The organism is Klebsiella sp. 141162, assembly GCF_050600755.1.
Lineage (GTDB): Bacteria > Pseudomonadota > Gammaproteobacteria > Enterobacterales > Enterobacteriaceae > Klebsiella > Klebsiella aerogenes.
In genome coordinates this window covers 598,706-618,967 of the sequence record NZ_JAQIRI010000001.1, presented here as the reverse complement: position 1 = coordinate 618,967, position 20,262 = coordinate 598,706, and the positions used below count along the sequence as shown (strand labels likewise).

The following is a 20,262-nucleotide window of genomic DNA, read 5'->3' as shown; positions in this document are numbered from 1 at the left end:
CTGGCGAACCATTAAGCTTTTCCCGCGAGATCCGTAAAATAAAAATAAAATAATGACGAGGTATGACATCGTGACGGACAATAGCCTGCATTCATCATGCACACTGCAGCAACGCTCAAATTTGATTGCCGATCTCGTAATGGGGCGTATCACGCCTGCGCCAATCTGGCAAAAACGCAACTTTCGGCTCAAATTCTTGTTGCGTACGGCATTATTTTATCAGCCGACCCGAGAAATGCTGGACACCCTTTCGGCACGTAGTGATTTCCGCCAACTGTTGGCTGCGCAGGCTACGCTTCCAGGTAAAGTACATCGTCAGTATTTAGTGCGCGATCTAAACGCGCGTCAGCGTTCCCAGGCCATCATCAGCCACTATCAGTATGTCGACTCGTTGGGCGAAAACCGGCTGGCGATGGCCATGATATCGCCGTCAGAACTACCGTTACTGACCCTGTCCGCTAAAGATGATGCGGCCTTTACGCTCTTTGCCTCGTCAGCCGGGAAAGCAGAGCGGGAAGGTGAAACCACCCTTTGGCTTCGCGATAGCCATCACCAGTTGTTGGCCAGCGCCACGTTTAGCGTAATCCGCCACCAAGGGCAGTGGCAACTGGTCATCGGCGGCCTGCAGGGGCCCCGCCGCCATGTTTCCCATGAGGTGATTAAACACGCGACCCGCGCCTGCTACGGCCTGTTTCCCAAACGTCTGCTGCTGGAATTCATCTGGCTGTTGGCCGGCCAAAGCAATATTCAGGCTATTTACGCCGTTAGCGATAATGGCCACGTATTCCGCGCGCTGCGCTATCGTTTAAGCAAAGGCCGGCACTTCCATGCCAGCTATGATGAGTTCTGGCAATCAATTGAAGGTGTGCGCGATGATAGTTACCGCTGGCGCTTGCCGCTGAAACTGGAAAGAAAATCGCTGGAAAGTATCGCGAGCAAGAAGCGCGCCGAATATCGCCGCCGTTTCCAGCTAATGGATGAGATGGCCGTACAGGTGGCTAATCTGCTAAGTGTAAAATAAATATTCACGTCTTATTACGAAAAAAATTCGCCGTTTTAAATAACGGCGTTTTCATTTGTACATTCTTTGGTTAATATCGTGGCCTGTTGATAATCGGTTTAAGTTGGCCATTGACCCATGAGTAAAACTGAGATTTTCCTGCTGCTGGTTATCCTGCTTATTTTAGGTAGTGCCCTATGGTTTATTTTCAGTGACGAGATATGGGTATTGGTCAGCTATCTGGAAACGTCACTTTATCCGGCACTGATCGCGCCAGAATAATTCTCCATATTGCTCGTGGCCGAAAACTTAGTTCAATTATTAACAACTTGCAGAATTACGACGTCGATTAGCCGAAGAACCGCATTAATTGTAAAACATTCCATCATTGCCTTATTTCATTTGTCATACAAATATGTATACTGACGACTTCCGATGTAGACCCAATTTTCACCTGCACCATGGGTCTGGTTGCGTGCAGGTGTCTTCTTTTCTGCTGTTTTTATATGCTCATCCCTACCAACTTTTTCCCTGGCATTTCGCTAAAAATATGCGCTAACACGACAATTGCAAAAATTGTACACAGTCCCCCCTTCCCCACCTCGCCATACGAAGAATTTACAACGCCAAAAACACCTAAAAACCAATAATAAAAACAAACATTCACAAAATATAAAGCATAAAACACCATAAAAACACTAACTATAAGTTCATTGTAAAAAAATAAGCATTTTTCCAGAGAGCGATTATATGTTGATTAATGGGATTAATCTCATGCTCACAAAAACAGGGTTTTACTTAGCGGCTTTCAATCCAGAGGTTCATCATGAACGTCAACACTATTTCGCGCATTTTGCTTGGCGGCTTTATCACAACAGCGCTTCTCGTTCAGGCGCCATGGGTCACTGCAGCTGGGCTAACCACAGGTACATTGACGGGTCAGGTCGGGGTGCAATTGACTATCGGCTCGGGCTGTACCGTCACCAATGGTTCCAGCGCAAGCGGCGTAAACAACTGGGGTACCATTGATTTCGGCACCTATAGCGATTTGGTTAACGCCATAGATAGCAATCTGATTGGCAGCGGCGGCGCCAGCGCTGTCTCTATCGTCTGTAGCAATAACCTTCCCGCAACGCTGACTTTGAATAACGGCCAGCATGTAGGAACAACCGGACTGCGCCAAATGCAAAGCGCCGACGGCGATCAAATTGCCTACCGGCTTTACTCAAATAGCACCCGGCAGGCCGAATTTACCAGTGCCGGTATCGGCATCACGGGGACAGGTAGCGCACAGGAAATCCCAATTTATGCCCGAGTGCTGCCGGCGGACCAAGGAGGCGTAACCGCCCCTGCTGCGGGCTTCTACCAGGACATGGTCACCGCGACATTAACCTGGTAACACTGTGGAGAAATGGATGTCATGTCGCGCACAATTTGGCTACTCATATTCTTTTTTTGGACCACAGCCGTCTGGGCTGACACCGCGCAGAAAACCTTCAAGGTTACCGCCCAGATCACGACCGGCTGCCTGCTTGGCAACGGAACAGGAACACCTGGCGCTGATTTTGGCACCTTAAATTTTGGCTCCATGTCGTCGCTTTATAGCAATGTTGATGTCGCTAGCTCCGCTGGCGCTGGCTCAATCGTCGTCGCGTGTACGCCGGGGATGGCGATCTCGCTGGCGCTTGACTACGGTGTCAACGGCGGCTCCGCGGCCCAACGCTATATGTCCAACAGCACCGGCAATACGCTGGCTTACCAGCTTTTTCAGGATGCTAACCGCTCTACCGTTTGGGGGACCGGCGCTCAAGCTTACAGCGTCGCCTCATTCCCCAACACGACACAAACTTATACGGTTTATGGCCGCCTTTTTGCCACGAATGGCTTTCCGGCGCAGGGTTCATACAGTGATACCGTTACGGTCACGCTGACCTATTAAAATAAGACAGGTTGAATATGATTCGTCGTTGTATTGTTGTTTTGCTGGGTTCAGCAATAAGTACTAACGCCTGCGCCGCCAGCTCGGTGCTGGTCTGGCCTATTTTTCAAACCATCAGCGCCAGCGAAAAAGGCTCTGAACTGTGGCTGGAAAACCGCGGCGAGACGGCGGTCAATTTACAGCTACGCATCTTCGGCTGGGATCAAAAAGAATCGAAAGATGTTTACGCCGATCAGAATGACGTCGTCTCCAGCCCGCCCTTTGCCAATGTGCAACCCGGCCAGCGTCAACTTATCCGCCTGATGCGCGTTTCGCCAGTCGCCAGCGGCCAGGAAAAATCATACCGTATCGTGATTGACGAAATCCCCGCGGCGCAACCGATAAAACAGACAGACAAAAGCTCCGCCGGCCTGAATATGCGCATGCGTTACGTATTGCCTCTGTTCACCTATGGGCAGGGTGCGGATCCGTTGAAGCTGGAAAACGGCATAGAGCTGCTACGAACCACGTTAAACTGGTCACTTAGCGGTCAGAGTCTGTGCATTAACAATGGCGGAAATCAGCACGCCAGGCTGAGTAACGTCTACTGGGCAACCGCTGCGGGAAAATCGCAGATAGAACAAACGCAGGGTTTATTGGGTTATGTACTGGCTAAACGCCGCGTCTGTTTCCCGATCTCAGGTCACCCGGAAAACAGAGCCGGTATACGTCTGTATGCGAAGTTAACGGATAATAGCCAGGCGGTGGAAATTCCGGCAGCGCGTTAATTATGAGGCTCCTCATTGGAACCTGCGGTCTGCTGGTCATCGCTTCGGCAACGACATGGTCGGCGACTTATGATTCTTTACCTGCACCTGCGGCTATACTCAGCCAACAGCAGGAGTACGTGCTGTATTTGGGTATTTCCGTTAACGGTAATACTCCCGTGGGAACCGTACCGGTTAAAGTAGTAAATAATCGTTATTGGGTCTCTGCGGCTGTACTCAAGCAGCTGTGGATCCCGGTGCCCGATGGCAAAACGCTGGTCGATGTCGGGCAGTTAGCAGACGTCAACGTCGTCTACGATCAGGCCGGGCAGATGCTGAAATTAACCGTTCCTGATAGCTGGCTGCCGGAACAGCATATTGGCAATAGTCGCGAACAGGAGTATCTGCAGGCCATCAGTACCCCAGGACTGTTGTTTAACTATGACTCCTACAGTCTGGCATCTTCCGCCGGCGACCGAACCACCAGTACCTCTACGGAATTTCGCTTTTTCGGCCCGGCGGGCGTTTTTTCTAATAATGCCGTTATCAGACAAAACTGGTCATCCCGCCGCGATGATAGCCAACAGGGATATATCCGCTACGATTCGCTGTGGAAGTATAGCGATCCTGAAAATATGCTCAGCTACCAGGCAGGCGACGTGGTGAGCAATGCGTTAACCTGGAGTAGTTCGGTGCGCCTCGGCGGTATTCGCCTCAGCCGTAACTTTTCGGTTCGTCCGGACCTGGTCACTTACCCGTTATTGAATCTATCCGGTAGCGCAGCAGTCCCTTCAAGCGTCGATCTGTTTATCAACGGTTATAAAGCCAGCTCAACGCAAATTAACGGCGGTCCGTATACCCTGACTAACGTGCCGTACATTAGTGGCGCTGGTGAAGCAACCATCGTCACAACCGATGCTCTTGGCCGTCAAGTCTCTACCAGCGTCCCTTTTTACGTCTCAAACACCCTGCTGCGCCAGGGACTCAGCGATTTCGATTTTACCCTCGGCGCGTTGCGTAATAACTACGGCATTAAAAATGCCGACTATGGCGCTGGTGCCATCAGCGCAATTTATCGCTACGGTTTAACCAACTGGCTCACGCTGTCAATGCATACAGAAGATCGGCAAGGATTAACTAATGGCGGGGTCGGCAGCGACATCGCTATTGGCGCGCTGGGTACGCTGAGTCTGTCCGCCAGCACGAGTAAGGGCGATGGGCAGGGTGACCAGTATTCCGCTGGTTATTCGTATTACGGCAATATCTGGGGGATTAACTATCAACATATTCAACGCAGCGAGAATTTCGCTAATCTCTCCAGCTATCGATCGACGGTAACGCTCAGCCGTCAGTCAGACCAGGCAACATTAAGCCTCAGCCCATGGGGAAAAATACTGGGTTCATTTAGCCTTGGTTATTTCGATATCCAGGCGCAGGATGACAGCCGCACCCGCCTGATGAACTTATCCTGGAGCCGTAGCCTGTGGCGAAATAGCAGCTTCAACATCAGCATTAACCGGGATCTGCAGGCAAATACTTATTCCAGTATGATGCAGATAACCATTCCTTTCGACAGTTTCGGCTCATTGCAGTTAAGCAGTCAGCGCGCCAGCTCCGGCGAATGGGGGCAAAACGTCGCCTACAACCGCTCCGCTCCCGCAGACGGTGGATTAGGTTGGAATTTGGCCCACTCCGTTACCGGAGATCGCTATAGTCAGGCGGATTTAACCTGGGTAAATGATGTTTCAACGTTAAGTGGCGGTTATTACGGTTCCCAGCATGATAATCAGGGCTGGTTTGAAGCAGCTGGTTCGGTGGTGTTGATGGATAGCAGCCTGTTCTTCGCGCGCAGGATCAGCGATGCGTTTATCGTCGTCTCGACCGCTGGCTATCCGGATGTCGCAGTTAATTACGAAAACCGTAAAGTCGGAACGACCGACAAGAGTGGCCATCTGCTAATCCCGTGGGCCACCGCCTGGTATCCTGGCAAAGTGACCCTCGACACCTTACCGCTGCCCACGGACGTTGAGGCTAAAGTCGTAGAAAAACGAATTGCGATACGGGAATCCAGCGGCGCGCTGGTGGATTTCCCGGTCACCCGCGTCCGTTCCGCTTCGATTACCCTGGTCGATGAAGCGGGCAACCCTCTGCCGCCAGGCACGTCGGTTGAAGAAGTCAGCAGCCAGCAATCGGGGCTGGTTGGTTACGACGGACTGGTGTGGTTCAGTCATCTCACTCAACACAACAAATTGGTTATTCACGCTGCCAGCGGCGTGTGTACGGCGCAATTCGAGTTGCCGGAATCAACGCCGGTACCGCAACGTATCGGCCCGATTAGCTGCCATTGAAGAATAAGGATAGAAAATTGAAACATCTGTTTTTACTGTGCGCGCTATTCTTTCTGCTTTGTGCAACGGCGCGCGCGGATATTAGTTGTTCATTTCAGCTCTCAAACGATGCAAGTTTTGGTTCTGTTGACTCCTTTACGCTGGCAAACACTCAGCAAACGGTCAAATCGGGGTCTGGTTTTTCCTGTTCCGGCAGTGCCCTATCGCTACTCAGTACAAATACGATAAACGCCAGGATTCTTTCCTCCGATCATCCCTCGGGCACCACACCCCAAATGATGAGCACCACCGGTACCGACGTGGTTCCTTACAACATCTGCTCAGATACCAATTGTTCGGAAATTTACAATATTGGCTATACCAAAACATGGAGTATCACTTCACTCATCGGCCTGCTTGGGTTATTTAATGCCAGCGACGGTTCGCTGCCTTTGTATTTGAAGATCCCGGCCGGACTCAACGTACCTGCGGGTACTTATACTGACACCATTAGTATTCATTGGGATTACCGGATTTGCGTTTCCGGCATTATTACCTGCAACTATGCCACCGGCCAGCAAACCGTCACGCTGAATGTGAAGCTAATTGTTACCAATTTCTGTTACATCGATAATGCTCCTGATGTCGCCTTTACTCCGGCGTCAATTCCTTCAAGCTTTACCACGCTTAGCAACAAACTTTCCGTTCGCTGTACTAAAAACGCAACCTATACCGTCAACCTCACCAGCGCCAATGCCCTCGCTGGCGGATGGCGGCAGCTTATTGCGAGCATTAACCAGGTGAATTACGGGTTGCAATATCAGTTTTATCAGCCTTCAGGCAGTGCATGGACGCCAACCAATAATCTGAGCTTCAGCGGCACCGGCGCATCACAGGATGTAAACTACACAGTACAGATAAATCCCAGCCAGACCAGTAAACCCGCAGGAGTATATTCGGATATCGTCACCGTCACCGTGACCTATTAAGAACGGTACAGGATTCCGGCCAGCATGTCTGAACTCGGCCATTAACGGGACAAATTTTATGTAAAAATAATGTTAAGAGTGTTTTTGTTGTGATATAAGGGGAAAAGCTGAGCGTTCGGCCGTTTGGGCAGTCAAAAATGGATATTATTAACTCGCTGAACTTCAGATAAAAAGAGACCGAACACGATTCCTGTATTCGGTCCAGGGAAATGGCTCTTGGGAGAGAGCCGTGCGCTAAAAGTTGGCATTAATGCAGGCTAAGTCGCCTTGCCTTATAAGAATAGTTGACTGTGTCAGCTTTTCCAGTCCGCGACAAAAGCGGTTGAAAAATTGCTGACAAAATCCGTTGCGCCAACAAAAAACCGCCGCGTTTTTCCACAAGACGCAGGCGGTTTTTTATCTTTAAAACAACGTGATATAGGTAATTATCAGCAGAGCTTTTGCGCTCGTTCGATAAACGGCGCCAGACTCATTTTTTGCCCCGGATGCTGCGGATCGTCAGCCAGGATGATTGAAATCGGCTGCGCGGTAGTCTTACCGGCCTTCACTTCCTGCTCGGCGACATCATTCAGCGGATACTGCACCAGGGTGCTCGGGTTAATCACATAAAGCGCATTACCCGGGCGGCAGGTTAACATCACCTCTTCGCGGGTGAAGGCCCAGTTGTCCTTGCCCACTTCAAAACGGCTCACGGTAATCACCTGTGGCGCCGCCAGCGCGGCGCCTGAGCTTGCCAGTAACAACATTGTCAGAACGATTTTTTTCATCATTTAGCCAGTTAACTCAATTAGGTTGCCAGGTCGCGAACAGGCTGACGGCGAGGATCGCCAGCGCGGCAAGCGCCATTTCCAGCTGTGTAGTGCGTAAAATAGTCCGTTCCGCCCATGCGCCTTCGCCTGACATTCGCGGTACCAGAACATACCTGTTCACCAGCGCAATTGCTACCATCGCGGCGACCAGCGCACATTTGAGCAACAACATCGCTCCCCACGGTGAATCGCCAATCAGCCGCCCCTGTATTAATAGCGTATTGCCAATTCCGCTGGCAATCGCGCCAGCCACGGCCAGATGCCCATAACGTGAAAAACGCATCATGGTGGTTATCGCTACCTGACGCCAGCGCCCGCGCGCCAGCCGCAGGCAATAGACAAATGGCAACAGCCCGCCGGCCCAGGCAGCGACGCAGAACAGATGTAGCGCGTGATTGGTGCGCTGTAGCGCGCCGAGCCAACCGTCGTTCATCGCCGCATGCCCCACGCCGGCCATTAACAACAACTGCGCGCAAAATAGCAGTAACAGAAGACGCGCCGGGCGGCGTGGTTTGAGCCACGCCGCCGCCAGCGCAATCCACGCCAGCACCATTTGCCAAAGCCAGACGCCGCCGAACTGCGTCCCGATAACAGCCCTCCAGATTGCAGGTCGCCAGACATCCCCCCAGCCATCGGCCATCAACCCGCCTTGTGCCATCAGCATCAAGGTGGCTGAAATAGCGCTAATCATTAGCAGGTAGCGCAGCAAAGGATAAAAACGCTGCATCAGCAGACGACGCAGCGAGGCTGGCGCCCACCATGCGCCGTACAGCGCGCAACCGAAAGCCGTCATCAATGAGATGAAGTGGACAAACCGCAGGCCGACATACACTCCCGTCAGCATGGTTTACTTCACGCTGAAGTGGTATTGCCCTTTGGTCTTATGGCCGTCAACGGAGACCACATGCCACGCTACGGTATACTCGCCCGCCGCCAGCGGTTCAGTCAGCGGCAGCGTTAATTGCGCCTTATTACCGTCGCTGCGGGCCAGCTTGCCGGTAGCGACAGGTTTATTCTGCGGGCCGCTGAGGGTCACACCGCTGAAGGAGAGCTCGACGCCTTCACTAAACGTTAACGTGAGCGACTGCGGCGACGCGGAGACCGTCGAATCGGCCGCCGGGATTTGTTGTTGCAGATGAGCATGAGCAAAAGCGCTGGCGGTGGTTAACATAGCGCTGAAAAACACGGCGGCGTATAGCGCGCGTCCGGCGATGTTTCGCATAAACGTCATTCCTTTTTGTTATGTATGTTGGACAGAGAATAACCCTGTATAATGGCATAGTCGAGCTAAGCATCCGGGACTTGCCTTTCAGCGTCACGCTTAGTAACTTTTGCGCCGTAATGAAGGAGGTACTGATGGCAAATAATCTGGCAAAAATTTCGCAAGATGAAATGGACAAGGTCAACGTTGATCTCGCGGCGGCCGGCGTCGCCTTTAAAGAACGCTACAATATGCCCGTCGTTGCCGACCTCGTCGAGCGAGAGCAACCGGCTCACCTGCGCGACTGGTTCCGTGAACGTCTGATCGCGCACCGTCTGGCATCCGTGTCACTTTCCCGCCTGCCGTATGAACCGAAAGCAAAATGATTGATCATTCCTTGAGGATCCCCCCATTGGCATCCGCCGCGCATTCCTTTACGCTGGTGTTTTTGGCGAGGAGTAAGCCATGCTGCGCGTAATCGATACCGAAACCTGCGGTTTGCAGGGCGGCATTGTCGAAATTGCCTCCGTCGATATCATCGACGGCCAGATAACGAATCCCATGAGTCATCTGGTGAGACCTGACCGCCCTATCAGCCCGCAGGCGATGGCTATCCACCGCATCACTGAAGAAATGGTGGCCGATAAGCCCTGGATTGAAGAAATCGTACCGCAATACCAGGGCAGCCCATGGTATGTCGCCCATAACGCCAGCTTTGATCGCCGGGTATTACCGGAAATGAACGGCGAGTGGATTTGTACTATGAAGCTGGCGCGCCGCCTGTGGCCGGGAATTAAGTACAGCAATATGGGGTTGTATAAGTCGCGCAAGCTAAGCGTAGCCACCCCGCCGGGTTTGCATCACCACCGCGCGCTGTACGACTGTTATATCACCGCCGCCCTACTGCTGGATATCATGCAGGTTTCCGGCTGGTCACCGGATGAAATGGCCGACATTACCGGCCGACCGGCGCTGATGACTACCTTTACCTTCGGCAAATATCGCGGCAAAGCGGTGTCGGAAGTGGCGGAAAACGATCCAGGCTATTTACGTTGGCTGTTCAATAACCTGGACCGAATGAGCCCGGAACTGCGGCTGACCCTCAAACACTACCTCGGCGAGTAACGCTACACTTCTACCTTGCCGGGCAAGGTGCCTTGCGCGAGGGCGATTAAAAAGGCGTACTCCAACGCCACGCCCTCGTAGCTTTTAAACCGTCCCGACTTACCGCCATGCCCGGAATCCATGTCGGTACATAACAGCAGCAGATTGTCGTCGGTTTTCAGCTCGCGTAGCTTCGCCACCCATTTTGCGGGTTCCCAGTATTGCACCTGCGAATCATGCAGCCCGGTGGTCACTAACATATGCGGATAAGCCTGGGCTGAGACGCCATCATAGGGGCTATAGCTCTTCATATAGTGATAATAGGTTTCGTCCTGCGGGTTTCCCCACTCCTCAAACTCACCGGTCGTGAGCGGAATAGATTCGTCGAGCATGGTGGTCAGTACGTCAACAAACGGCACCTGCGCCACTACGCCATGGAACAACTCCGGTCGTTGGTTTATCGCCACGCCCATCAGCATGCCGCCGGCGCTGCCGCCCATGCCATAGCATAATTTAGGGTCGCCATATCCCTGCGCCAGCAGCGCATCGCAGACGTCCAGATAATCGTTAAAGGTATTCTTCTTGTTGAGGAATTTGCCGTCTTCATACCACTGCTGGCCAAGTTCGCCGCCGCCGCGAATATGGGCTATTGCAAAGACAAAACCGCGATCCAGCAGGCTCAGACGGCTGGCGCTAAAATCGGCGTCCATGCTGGCGCCGTAAGAGCCATAGCCGTACACCAGTAACGGGTTGACCCCTTTGCGAAAGTGTTCACGGTGATAGACCAGCGATACCGGCACCTCCACGCCGTCACGCGCTGTCACCCACAGATGTTCGCTGCGATAACAGGCAGCGTCAAAGCCCTGCACTTCCTGTTGTTTGATAACCCGCCGCTCGCCGGTATCCATATCCAGCTCAAATAGCGTATCCGGGGTCGTCATCGATGAATAACCATAGCGCAGCCTTGACGTTTCCGGTTCCGGATTATAGGCAAGCCACGTGACGTAGGCGGGATCGTCAAAAGCGATGCCAACCACTTCTCGCGTTTTACGGTTGATCTGCCGCAGGCTGGTTAAGCCCCGCTGGCGTTCCTCGACCACCAGCCAATCGGTAAACAGGGTAAAACCTTCGAGCATCACGTCAGGACGCGCAGGGATCAACGTCTGCCACTGCCCTTCGTCGCGAAGCACGGTGCGGTAGAGGCCAAAGTTCTTACCTTCGCGATTAGAGCGCAGATAAAACGCGTGCTGATAATGGTCGAGGCTATATTCATGATCCTTGCGTCGCGGCAAAAAGCACACCGGTGCCGCATCGGGAAGTTCCGGATTAAGGAGTAACACTTCACTGGTGGTGGCGCTGGCAAGATAAATAACCACAAACTGCTGGGAGGTGGTTTTATGCACGCTGACGTAAAACGTGTCGTCTTTCTCTTCGTAGACCAACACATCGTTATCCGCGCTAGTGCCAATGGCATGCCGCCAGACCTGATACGGCAGCAGCGTGGTCGGGTGCTTACGCACATACCACAAAAAACGAGAGTCATTACTCCAGGCAAATCCTGGCGTGACGTTTTCCAGGATCTCAGCCGACCATTCGCCGCTGCTCAGATCCTTAAAACGTAAGCCGTACTGACGGCGGGAAAGATAATCTTCCGCCACCGCCATCAGTTGGTTGTTCGGCGCGACGCCTAATCCGCCGAGAGTATAGAATTCGCTCTTCGCCGCCCGTTGGTTGGCGTCGAGCAAAATCTCCCATTCATCCCACTCTTCTTTGAGCACCGATTGACGTTGGTAAATCGCGTATTCACAGCCTGGTTCATAGACCTGGCGATAGCGGTAGCCATTTTTGCTATAAGGAGCGGAGACCTCCCGCTGCGGAATGCGATCGATGATTTCCTTCAGCACCCGCTCCTGCAGGCTGCTTTGCGTATCCATCACCTTTTTGCCGTAGTCATTTTCCTGATGGAGATACTCCAGCACTTCCGGGCGCGCGCGTTCGTCATCGCGTAGCCAGTAGTAGTTATCGATGCGAGTGTCGCCATGTAGCGTCATGGCGTGGGGGATCCGTTTGGCTTTCGGTAGCATGCGTTATTCTTCTGCGTCTTATTATGGAATCACAAAATCACTCAGGGCGCCGAGCGCCCTGAACGATGTCGTGTCTATAAGGGTGGCAAAAGTGGCCAGCGATGCAAGCGAAATGCTCTCTTTTAAGAATCAAGCGCCTGCTTTTGCGCCTGAACATCGCGTTCTATCTCCTGACGAACGTCCTCAGGCAGCTTGAGCGCATCGCCGAGCGCATCCAGATAGCTGCGCTCCATAAAATGGTCGATATCAATTACCGCGCAGCTGAGGTAGTAGATTTCCAGCGCTTCTTGCCCATCGCGCACGCTTTGCGCCAGCCGCTGCGGGTCGAGCGGCTGGGTTAAAACCCTGTCGATCAACACTCGGCCCTGCACGTCGATGTTCGCCGCGCGCAACTGCTCTTCTATATGCTGACGTTCACGTTCGTCAATATGACCGTCGCTTTTGGCGGCAAAGACTAGCGCGGTAATCAGCCGCTCGCTGCGCGCATCAAGCACAACCGGTTCCTGGGCAACCGCGGTGGATGTCTGCATTGCGATATCCGCCTGCTGACCGCGCATTTTTTGCTGATATTTATTCCACAGCACGCTGCCTGCCACCGCGCCGCCGCCAACCAGCAGCGCGCCAGTGCCATATTTCGCCAGCAGCTTGCGCGATGATTTGCTGGCGACCAACAAACCCGCAAGGCCGCCCAATGCGCCGGGCAGCAGGTTTTTAGCGGATGAAGACTTTTCAGCGGAAACGGAATCGCCCTGCTGACCCAGCAGGGACTGAAGTTGATTAAGCCAGTTAGCCATAACATTCCTCATAGCGCGAGATGCGATGCCATCAGCCTAAACGACGAGACGTCAGGAAATGTTATGGCTGGCTAAAGATGCGAAAATTTCCGTTGCGCCCGGTTATCAGGCGGCCTTTGCTTTGCGCGGCTTTTTCGCGGCGCCTTCTTCGGCGGCACCAGGCTGAGCCTCGTCCTCTGTAGGCGCAGACTCCGGCATTTCTGCCGCCGCCTCAGCATGATCTTCTGCTTCCGGCAATTTCCCTGACTTCAGAATGTGGTGTAAGGCGTCTTTGCGCTCGGCCAGCCACATCGACATATTGTCACGCTGAGCTTCATCTAATTCCAGCGGGCACGCGACCAGCCAGTCATTGAGCACCTCAGCCAAATCGAGCATTTTGTCGTAAGCATCGGCCTCTTTTTTGCTGGCAAAAGACATTTTTTCCTCACCTTCACGGATCACGACGTATTTGATTTCAACCGCCATTGTGCAGCCTCTTTATACTGTATTTATATACAGCATATCAAATTTCGCCGCCGTTCTCAACTTACGCGTATAAAGACAGACGCAAACGTTTTCGTTTATAATGCGCGGCATGTTCTGTTTACGCTGAGAGTAGGTTATGACTTTATTAGGTACCGCGCTGCGCCCCGCGGCCACGAAGGTAATGTTGTTAGGTTCCGGCGAGCTCGGAAAAGAAGTCGCCATTGAATGCCAGCGGCTGGGTATTGAAACCATCGCCGTCGACCGCTATCCCGATGCGCCGGCGATGCAGGTGGCCCATCGTTCGCACGTCATCAACATGCTGCACGGCGACGCGCTGCGTGAACTGATCGCCTTAGAAAGGCCAGATTATATCGTGCCGGAGATCGAAGCCATTGCCACCGACACTCTGGTTGAACTTGAACAAGCCGGGCAAAAAGTGGTGCCAACCGCGCGGGCCGCGAAACTCACCATGAATCGCGAAGGCATTCGCCGGCTGGCGGCAGAAGAACTGCAGATCCCCACCTCTGCCTATCGTTTTGCCGACAGTGAAGAAGGGTTCCGCGCCGCCGTCGCCGAAATTGGTCTGCCTTGTATCGTTAAGCCGGTAATGAGTTCCTCGGGTAAAGGCCAAAGCTTTATCCGCTCGGCTGACCAGCTCAGCGCCGCCTGGCAATACGCCCAACAGGGCGGGCGCGCAGGCGCCGGACGCGTCATCGTCGAAGGGGTGGTAAATTTTGATTTTGAAATTACGCTGCTCACCGTCAGCGCCGTCGACGGCGTCCACTTTTGCGCCCCGGTAGGCCATCGTCAGGAAGATGGCGACTACCGTGAATCCTGGCAGCCGCAGCTGATGAGCGATCTCGCGCTGCAACGCGCGCAGGAGATCGCCTGCAAAGTGGTGCTGGCGCTGGGTGGATATGGGCTCTTCGGCGTTGAATTGTTCGTTTGCGGCGATGAGGTTATCTTCAGCGAAGTCTCCCCTCGCCCACACGATACCGGCATGGTCACTCTGATCTCGCAGGATCTATCGGAATTCGCCCTGCACGTTCGCGCCTTCCTTGGCCTGCCGATCGGTGCCATCCGCCAGTATGGCCCAGCGGCATCGGCGGTGATTTTACCGCAGCTAACCAGTGAGAATGTGACCTTTGGCAATCTGCATGCCGCCGTTGGCGCGGGTCTGCAGTTGCGTCTGTTCGGTAAACCGGAAATCGCCGGCGCGCGTCGCCTGGGCGTTACGCTGGCGGTTGCTGACAACGTCGATGAAGCCATCAGCCGCGCCAAAAACGCTGCCGCCGCGGTTGTCGTGAAGGGATAAAAAAAAGCCCGGTCGCTCACGCGGGCCGGGCTTCTGTCATTTAAGGCGCAGAAATTATTTCGCGCCTTCTACCGCTTCGCGGGCCAGTTTGGTGATGCGATCGTAGTCGCCGTTTTCCAGCGCGTCGGCCGGAACCAGCCAGGAGCCGCCGATGCACAGCACGCTGTTAAGCGCCAGATAGTCGCGGTAATTCGCCGGAGAGATGCCGCCGGTCGGGCAAAAACGAATGTGGCCGAATGGACCCGCAATCGCCTGCAGCGCTTTCACGCCGCCGTTCGCTTCCGCCGGGAAGAATTTGAACTCTTTCAGGCCATACTGCATGCCCAGCATCAGCTCGGATACGGTGCTAATACCCGGGATCAGCGGGATAGTACCTTCGCCGGTCGCCGCTTTCAGCAGGGATTCGGTCAGGCCCGGGCTAATAGCGAACTGCGCGCCTGCTTCAGTTACGGCTTTCAGTTGCTCAACGTTGGTCACGGTGCCGGCGCCGACAATCGCCTCCGGCACTTCTTTGGCGATAGCGCGGATAGCTTCCAGCGCGCACTCGGTGCGCAACGTGACTTCCAGAACGCGTACACCGCCTGCAACCAGCGCTTTCGCCATCGGCACCGCGTGTTCCAGCTTTTTCACCACGATAACCGGTACGACCGGGCCGTTAGTCAGGATTGCTTCTGCAGTTGTTTTCCAGTTTTTCATCAGAGTTTTCTCTCGCCAGATCTACAAATCGAATCGTCTTAAAAAGTGATGCAGGTTGCGCCCTGCTCGGCTCCGGAGAGCTTCTCGCGCAGCGCGCCGAACATCTCGCGGCCGGTACCGACCCGCGAACTGCTCAGGTCAGGAATATGCGGCTGGCGGGCGGCCAGTTCGGCTTCATCGACCAGCAGGGTCAACTCGCCGGTCTGCCCGTTAACGCGAATCATGTCGCCATCGCGCACTTTCGCCAGCAAGCCGCCATCATAGGCTTCAGGAGTAACATGGATGGCTGACGGTACCTTGCCTGATGCGCCGGAAAGTCGACCATCGGTGACCAGCGCAATTTTGAAACGGCGGTCCAATAATACACCAAGTGGCGGCATAAGTTTATGTAATTCTGGCATGCCGTTCGCTTTCGGCCCCTGATGGCGTACAACGACTACGCAATCTTTATCCAGCAGTCCCGCCTCAAACGCCGGCAGTACGTCGTGCTGGCTCTCAAAGACGACCGCTGGCGCTTCGATAATCTGGTTCTCAACCGGCACCGCGGAGGTCTTCATTACCGCACGACCGAGGTTACCGCTCAGCACTTTGGTACCGCCATGGCGGGAGAACGGTTTCTCGAAGGTAGCAATGACCTGATCGTCAAGCGGCGCGGTCGCCCCTTCACGCCAGTCCAGTTCGCCGTTATTCAGCCATGGTTCCATGGTGTAACGGGACAGGCCGAAGCCGGCAACCGTGTTGACATCTTCATGCAGCAATCCGCCTTTTAGCAGCTCGCGCACCAGTACCGGCACGCCGCCTGCCGCCTGGAAGTGGTTAATGTCCGCCGGACCGTTTGGATACAGACGCGCCAGCAGCGGCACCACATCAGAAAGATCGGAGAAATCATCCCAGTTAATGATAATGCCCGCCGCGCGCGCCATCGCTACCAGGTGCATCGTATGGTTGGTGGAGCCGCCGGTCGCCAGCAGCGCAACGATACCGTTGACCACCACTTTTTCGTCAATCATTTTACCCAGCGGCATCCACTCATTGCCGTTGCCGGTCATGCGCGTCACCTGACGCGCGGCGGCGCTGGTCAGCGCTTCACGCAGCGGAGCGTCCGGGTGAACAAATGACGAACCTGGCAGCTGCATACCCATGAACTCAACCACCATCTGGTTGGTGTTGGCGGTACCGTAGAAGGTACAAGTGCCCGGCGCATGATAAGAGGCAGCTTCGGATTCAAGCAGCGCCATACGGTCAACCTTACCTTCGGCATACAGCTGACGAATACGCACTTTCTCTTTATTCGGCAGACCGCTGGCCATCGGGCCGGAGGGAATAAACACCGATGGCAGATGACCGAAGGAGAGCGCCGCCATGGTCAGACCGGGAACAATTTTATCGCATACGCCAAGATACAATGCGCCGTCGAACATGTTATGCGACAGGCCGATGGCGGCGGACATGGCAATCACTTCGCGGCTCAGCAGCGACAGCTCCATGCCATCCTGACCCTGCGTCACGCCGTCGCACATTGCCGGTACGCCGCCGGCCACTTGCCCTACCGCATTGGCGGAGTGCAAGGCTTTGCGAATGATATCCGGATAATGTTCATAAGGCTGGTGGGCGGACAACATATCGTTGTAGGAGGTGATAATGGCGATGTTGTTGCGCAACATGCTCTTCAGCGACGCTTTATCTTCTGACTGACAGGCGGCAAAACCGTGCGCCAGGTTACCGCAGGCCAACTGCGAGCGATGGACGGTATCGCTTTTGGCTTGATTAATCCGTGCGAGGTAGGCTGAGCGGGTTTCGCGCGACCGTTCGATAATGCGATTTGTTACCCGTAACATTGTCGAATTCATAGAGGCTCCTCAAAATTTATCTGTCCGGCCACCGCGCGATGACGTCGAAGAATGGTGTAAATGGCACCACCACTGGGGCTCAGGGGCAAAATGTCTACAGGCAGTGTAATAAAAAAAGCCCCGGGGGTGAATCCTCCCGGGGCTTAAAAGATTAAAAATTATGCGCCAGACTGCGCCAGATCATGTTACCGGTAAAATAACTCTCCCGGATTAACGATACACTTACTCGAATTCGTTCCAGGAACGGCCATCGCGGGTGATCATCGCCACCGACGCCACCGGGCCCCAGGTACCGGCCTGGTAAGGCTTCGGCGCGTCGCCGTCGGCCGCCCATGCGCCGGTAATGGAGTCAACCCACTTCCACGCTTCTTCCACTTCATCGCGACGCACGAACAGCGCCTGGATACCGCGCATGGTTTCCAACAGCAGGCGTTCGTAGGCATCCGCCAGGTGAGTTTGATTGAAGGTCTCGGAGTAGCTCAGATCCAGTTTGGTGATCTGCAGATTATGCTTGTGATCGAGGCCTGGAACTTTGTTAAGCACCTGAATATCAACACCTTCATCCGGCTGCAGACGAATGGTTAGTTTGTTCTGCGGCAGCTCCTGCCAGGTCTCTTTGAACAGGTTCAGTTCCGGAGTTTTGAAGTAAACCACCACTTCGGAACATTTGGTCGGCAGACGTTTACCGGTACGCAGGTAGAACGGAACCCCAGCCCAGCGCCAGTTATCGATATCCACGCGGATGGCCACAAAGGTCTCCGTATTACTGGATTTGTTAGCGCCCTCTTCTTCCAGATAGCCCGGTACTTTTTTGCCTTGCGCAAACCCGGCGGTGTATTGACCACGGACGGTTTTCTCACGCACGTTCGAGCGATCGATTCGGCGTAGCGATTTCAGCACTTTTACTTTTTCATCGCGGATGCTGTCGGCAGTTAGATCCGACGGCGGCGACATGGCGATCATGCACAGGATCTGCAGCAGATGGTTCTGGATCATGTCGCGCATCTGCCCGGCTTGATCGAAATAACCCCAGCGGCCTTCGATACCCACTTCTTCCGCCACGGTGATTTCAACGTGGTCAATGGTGCGGCAGTCCCAGTTATTGACGAACAGGGAGTTAGCAAAGCGCAGCGCCAACAGGTTCAGTACCGTCTCTTTACCCAGGTAATGGTCGATACGGTAAACCTGGCACTCTTCGAAATACTCACCCACCTGGTCATTGATTTCCCGGGAGGTTTCCAGCGAGGTACCGAGCGGTTTTTCCATCACCACCCGCGCGGGTTTGGCATTCAGCTTCGCTTCGCCCAGGCCTTTGCAGATGGCGCCGAAAGTGCTTGGCGGCATCGCGAAGTAGTTAATGGTGACCCGGTTTTCCTGATCCAGCATTTCGCCCAGACGGGTGAAGCCGCTGGTATCGTTGACATCAAGATTACAGAAGTCCAGACGACCGCTCAGGGTATCCCATAAACCTTCGTCGATTTTCTCTTTCATGAAGGTTTCTAACGCTTCACGCACTACTTTGGTGTAAGCGTCTTTATCCCAATCGGCGCGACCAACGCCGATGATGCGGGTTTCAGGGTTAATCTGGCCAGCCTTTTCAAGCTGATACAGGGAAGGCAACAGTTTACGGCGCGCGAGGTCACCTTTCGCGCCGAAAATGACCAGATCGCATGCCTGGGCCGTTTGCGTTACCGCCATGTCATTCTCCTCAGTTGATAGTCTGGTGCTTATGCCAGGCTAAATTTGTAATTTTCTTACGCTGCACTGTACTGTGTTTACGAATTTCCTGAAACCCTTAGCGGTGCTTTCCCGACGTTACCGCACATAGAGGAAAAGCGTTCGCCGACAAATTGGGCATCAGGCTAAGAATGTTCGTTGTTTCGTCTGGTTTTCAGTTAGTAAAATACGACTCTGATCATGTAATGAAAAAAAACGACATTTTTTCTCGTTATTCCTCACCGCTTCTGATTGCGGAGGGGTATATTCTTGCTAAAACGCCTGATGATTTCACCCATTAATGAAATCGTTTCCATTGATGAGCGCCTGTTAACAATGAACATGCTGGAAAAAATCCAGTCCCGACTGGAAAACCTTAGCAAATCTGAACGCAAAGTGGCGGAAGTCATTCTTGCCACCCCGGCGCAGGCCATTCACTCAAGCATAGCGGCCCTGGCGCTGGAAGCCGGCGTCAGCGAGCCGACCGTAAACCGATTTTGTCGCAGTCTTGAAACCCGGGGTTTCCCCGATTTTAAACTGCATCTGGCACAAAGTCTGGCACACGGTACCCTCTATGTTAACCGTAATGTCGATGAAGACGACAGCGTCGAATCCTATACGGCGAAAATTTTCGAATCGGCGATGGCCAGCCTCGATCAGGTACATCATGCGCTGGATATGTCGGCGGTCAACCGGGCAGTCGATCTGCTTACCCAGGCGAAGAAAATCTCCTTCTTCGGTCTGGGGTCCTCAGCCGCCGTCGCGCATGACGCAATGAATAAATTTTTCCGTTTTAACGTCCCGGTCATCTACTCCGACGATATTGTCCTGCAGCGCATGAGCTGTATGAATTGTAACGATGATGACGTGGTGGTCATCATTTCACACACCGGGCGCACCAAAAGCCTGGTTGAACTGGCGCAACTGGCGCGTGAAAACGATGCCATGGTCATTGCCATTACTTCAGCCGGCACCCCGCTGGCGCGGGAGTCGACGCTGGCCATTACTCTGGACGTCCCGGAAGACACCGATATTTATATGCCAATGGTGTCGCGTCTGGCCCAGCTCACGGTAATTGATGTGCTGGCGACCGGCTTCACCCTGCGCCGCGGAGCAAAATTCAGAGATAACTTGAAGAGGGTCAAGGAAGCGCTCAAGGAATCGCGCTTTGATAAAGAACTACTCATTAGTAGTGATAAACAATAATAGTCATTATAAGTCAGAGAC

At 53.8% G+C, this 20,262-nt stretch carries 19 protein-coding genes and 1 pseudogene; 11 read left to right on the top strand and 9 right to left on the bottom strand.

Features of this window, described 5'->3' with window-relative positions:
* Positions 1 to 52 precede the first annotated feature (52 nt).
* From PGR23_RS02840 to PGR23_RS02810, 7 genes are all read left to right on the top strand, one after another.
* A complete protein-coding gene (locus tag PGR23_RS02840; RefSeq protein WP_063416453.1) occupies positions 53 to 1,021 on the top strand; it encodes a VirK/YbjX family protein in 969 nt (322 codons plus the stop codon).
* Positions 1,022 to 1,138: 117 nt separating this feature from the next.
* Positions 1,139 to 1,282, top strand: coding sequence for an Ecr family regulatory small membrane protein (locus PGR23_RS02835; RefSeq protein ID WP_113771553.1), 144 nt, complete (start codon positions 1,139 to 1,141; stop codon positions 1,280 to 1,282).
* A gap of 544 nt (positions 1,283 to 1,826) precedes the next feature.
* Positions 1,827 to 2,399, top strand: coding sequence for a Csu type fimbrial protein (locus PGR23_RS02830; protein ID WP_047077759.1), 573 nt, complete (start codon positions 1,827 to 1,829; stop codon positions 2,397 to 2,399).
* Between the two features lie 21 nt (positions 2,400 to 2,420).
* Positions 2,421 to 2,939, top strand: a complete 519-nt coding sequence (locus PGR23_RS02825; RefSeq protein ID WP_045390353.1) for a Csu type fimbrial protein — start codon at positions 2,421 to 2,423, stop codon at positions 2,937 to 2,939.
* Positions 2,940 to 2,956: 17 nt separating this feature from the next.
* On the top strand, positions 2,957 to 3,706 hold the full coding sequence (locus PGR23_RS02820) for a fimbrial biogenesis chaperone (RefSeq protein WP_047077757.1): 750 nt from the start codon (positions 2,957 to 2,959) through the stop codon (positions 3,704 to 3,706).
* Between the two features lie 2 nt (positions 3,707 to 3,708).
* A complete protein-coding gene (locus PGR23_RS02815; protein ID WP_047077756.1) occupies positions 3,709 to 6,033 on the top strand; it encodes a fimbria/pilus outer membrane usher protein in 2,325 nt (774 codons plus the stop codon).
* A gap of 17 nt (positions 6,034 to 6,050) precedes the next feature.
* Positions 6,051 to 7,001: a Csu type fimbrial protein gene (locus PGR23_RS02810; RefSeq protein WP_047045323.1), complete on the top strand. Its 951-nt coding sequence runs from the start codon at positions 6,051 to 6,053 to the stop codon at positions 6,999 to 7,001.
* A 428-nt stretch (positions 7,002 to 7,429) separates the two neighbouring features.
* On the opposite strand, the gene PGR23_RS02805 is transcribed toward PGR23_RS02810, so the two are convergent.
* Genes PGR23_RS02805 through yobA form a run of 3 tightly spaced genes read right to left on the bottom strand, consistent with a single transcriptional unit; the run spans position 7,430 to position 9,032 of the window.
* Positions 7,430 to 7,771, bottom strand: a complete 342-nt coding sequence (locus tag PGR23_RS02805; RefSeq protein ID WP_072251410.1) for a YebY family protein — start codon at positions 7,769 to 7,771, stop codon at positions 7,430 to 7,432.
* A 13-nt stretch (positions 7,772 to 7,784) separates the two neighbouring features.
* A complete protein-coding gene (copD, locus tag PGR23_RS02800) occupies positions 7,785 to 8,654 on the bottom strand; it encodes a copper homeostasis membrane protein CopD (protein WP_320482778.1) in 870 nt (289 codons plus the stop codon).
* Positions 8,655 to 8,657: 3 nt separating this feature from the next.
* Complete coding sequence (gene yobA, locus PGR23_RS02795) at positions 8,658 to 9,032, bottom strand: CopC domain-containing protein YobA (RefSeq protein WP_045390336.1); 375 nt, start codon at positions 9,030 to 9,032, stop codon at positions 8,658 to 8,660.
* A 134-nt stretch (positions 9,033 to 9,166) separates the two neighbouring features.
* Here yobA and PGR23_RS02790 point away from each other — a divergent pair, with 134 nt between their 5' ends.
* Positions 9,167 to 9,397, top strand: a complete 231-nt coding sequence (locus PGR23_RS02790; RefSeq protein ID WP_015366007.1) for a DNA polymerase III subunit theta — start codon at positions 9,167 to 9,169, stop codon at positions 9,395 to 9,397.
* A 79-nt stretch (positions 9,398 to 9,476) separates the two neighbouring features.
* Positions 9,477 to 10,136 carry an exodeoxyribonuclease X gene (exoX, locus tag PGR23_RS02785; protein ID WP_063416457.1) on the top strand — a complete coding sequence of 220 codons (660 nt, stop codon included), beginning with the start codon at positions 9,477 to 9,479 and terminating at the stop codon, positions 10,134 to 10,136.
* Between the two features lie 2 nt (positions 10,137 to 10,138).
* Here the strand turns inward: exoX and ptrB are convergent, their stop codons facing one another.
* The 3 genes from ptrB to PGR23_RS02770 form a co-directional block, all read right to left on the bottom strand.
* A complete protein-coding gene (gene ptrB, locus PGR23_RS02780) occupies positions 10,139 to 12,199 on the bottom strand; it encodes an oligopeptidase B (protein ID WP_063416459.1) in 2,061 nt (686 codons plus the stop codon).
* Between the two features lie 122 nt (positions 12,200 to 12,321).
* Entirely contained in the window at positions 12,322 to 12,993 is a 672-nt protein-coding gene (locus PGR23_RS02775; RefSeq protein WP_047066818.1) for a tellurite resistance TerB family protein, read from the bottom strand.
* 105 nt (positions 12,994 to 13,098) lie between these two features.
* A complete protein-coding gene (locus tag PGR23_RS02770; protein ID WP_045390327.1) occupies positions 13,099 to 13,458 on the bottom strand; it encodes a YebG family protein in 360 nt (119 codons plus the stop codon).
* 136 nt (positions 13,459 to 13,594) lie between these two features.
* Here PGR23_RS02770 and purT point away from each other — a divergent pair, with 136 nt between their 5' ends.
* A complete protein-coding gene (gene purT, locus PGR23_RS02765) occupies positions 13,595 to 14,773 on the top strand; it encodes a formate-dependent phosphoribosylglycinamide formyltransferase (protein ID WP_063416460.1) in 1,179 nt (392 codons plus the stop codon).
* 54 nt (positions 14,774 to 14,827) lie between these two features.
* Here purT and PGR23_RS02760 read toward each other — a convergent pair whose 3' ends face one another.
* The 3 genes from PGR23_RS02760 to zwf all read right to left on the bottom strand — a co-directional run bounded on the left by PGR23_RS02760 (position 14,828) and on the right by zwf (position 19,017).
* Entirely contained in the window at positions 14,828 to 15,469 is a 642-nt protein-coding gene (locus PGR23_RS02760; protein ID WP_015366001.1) for a bifunctional 4-hydroxy-2-oxoglutarate aldolase/2-dehydro-3-deoxy-phosphogluconate aldolase, read from the bottom strand.
* A gap of 38 nt (positions 15,470 to 15,507) precedes the next feature.
* Entirely contained in the window at positions 15,508 to 17,319 is a 1,812-nt protein-coding gene (gene edd, locus PGR23_RS02755; RefSeq protein ID WP_047066814.1) for a phosphogluconate dehydratase, read from the bottom strand.
* 222 nt (positions 17,320 to 17,541) lie between these two features.
* Positions 17,542 to 19,017 (bottom strand): glucose-6-phosphate dehydrogenase, encoded by a 1,476-nt coding sequence (gene zwf, locus PGR23_RS02750; RefSeq protein ID WP_045390321.1) that lies wholly within the window; start codon positions 19,015 to 19,017, stop codon positions 17,542 to 17,544.
* A gap of 319 nt (positions 19,018 to 19,336) precedes the next feature.
* Here zwf and PGR23_RS02745 point away from each other — a divergent pair.
* Positions 19,337 to 20,241: pseudogene (locus tag PGR23_RS02745) on the top strand (MurR/RpiR family transcriptional regulator).
* Positions 20,242 to 20,262: the final 21 nt, after the last annotated feature.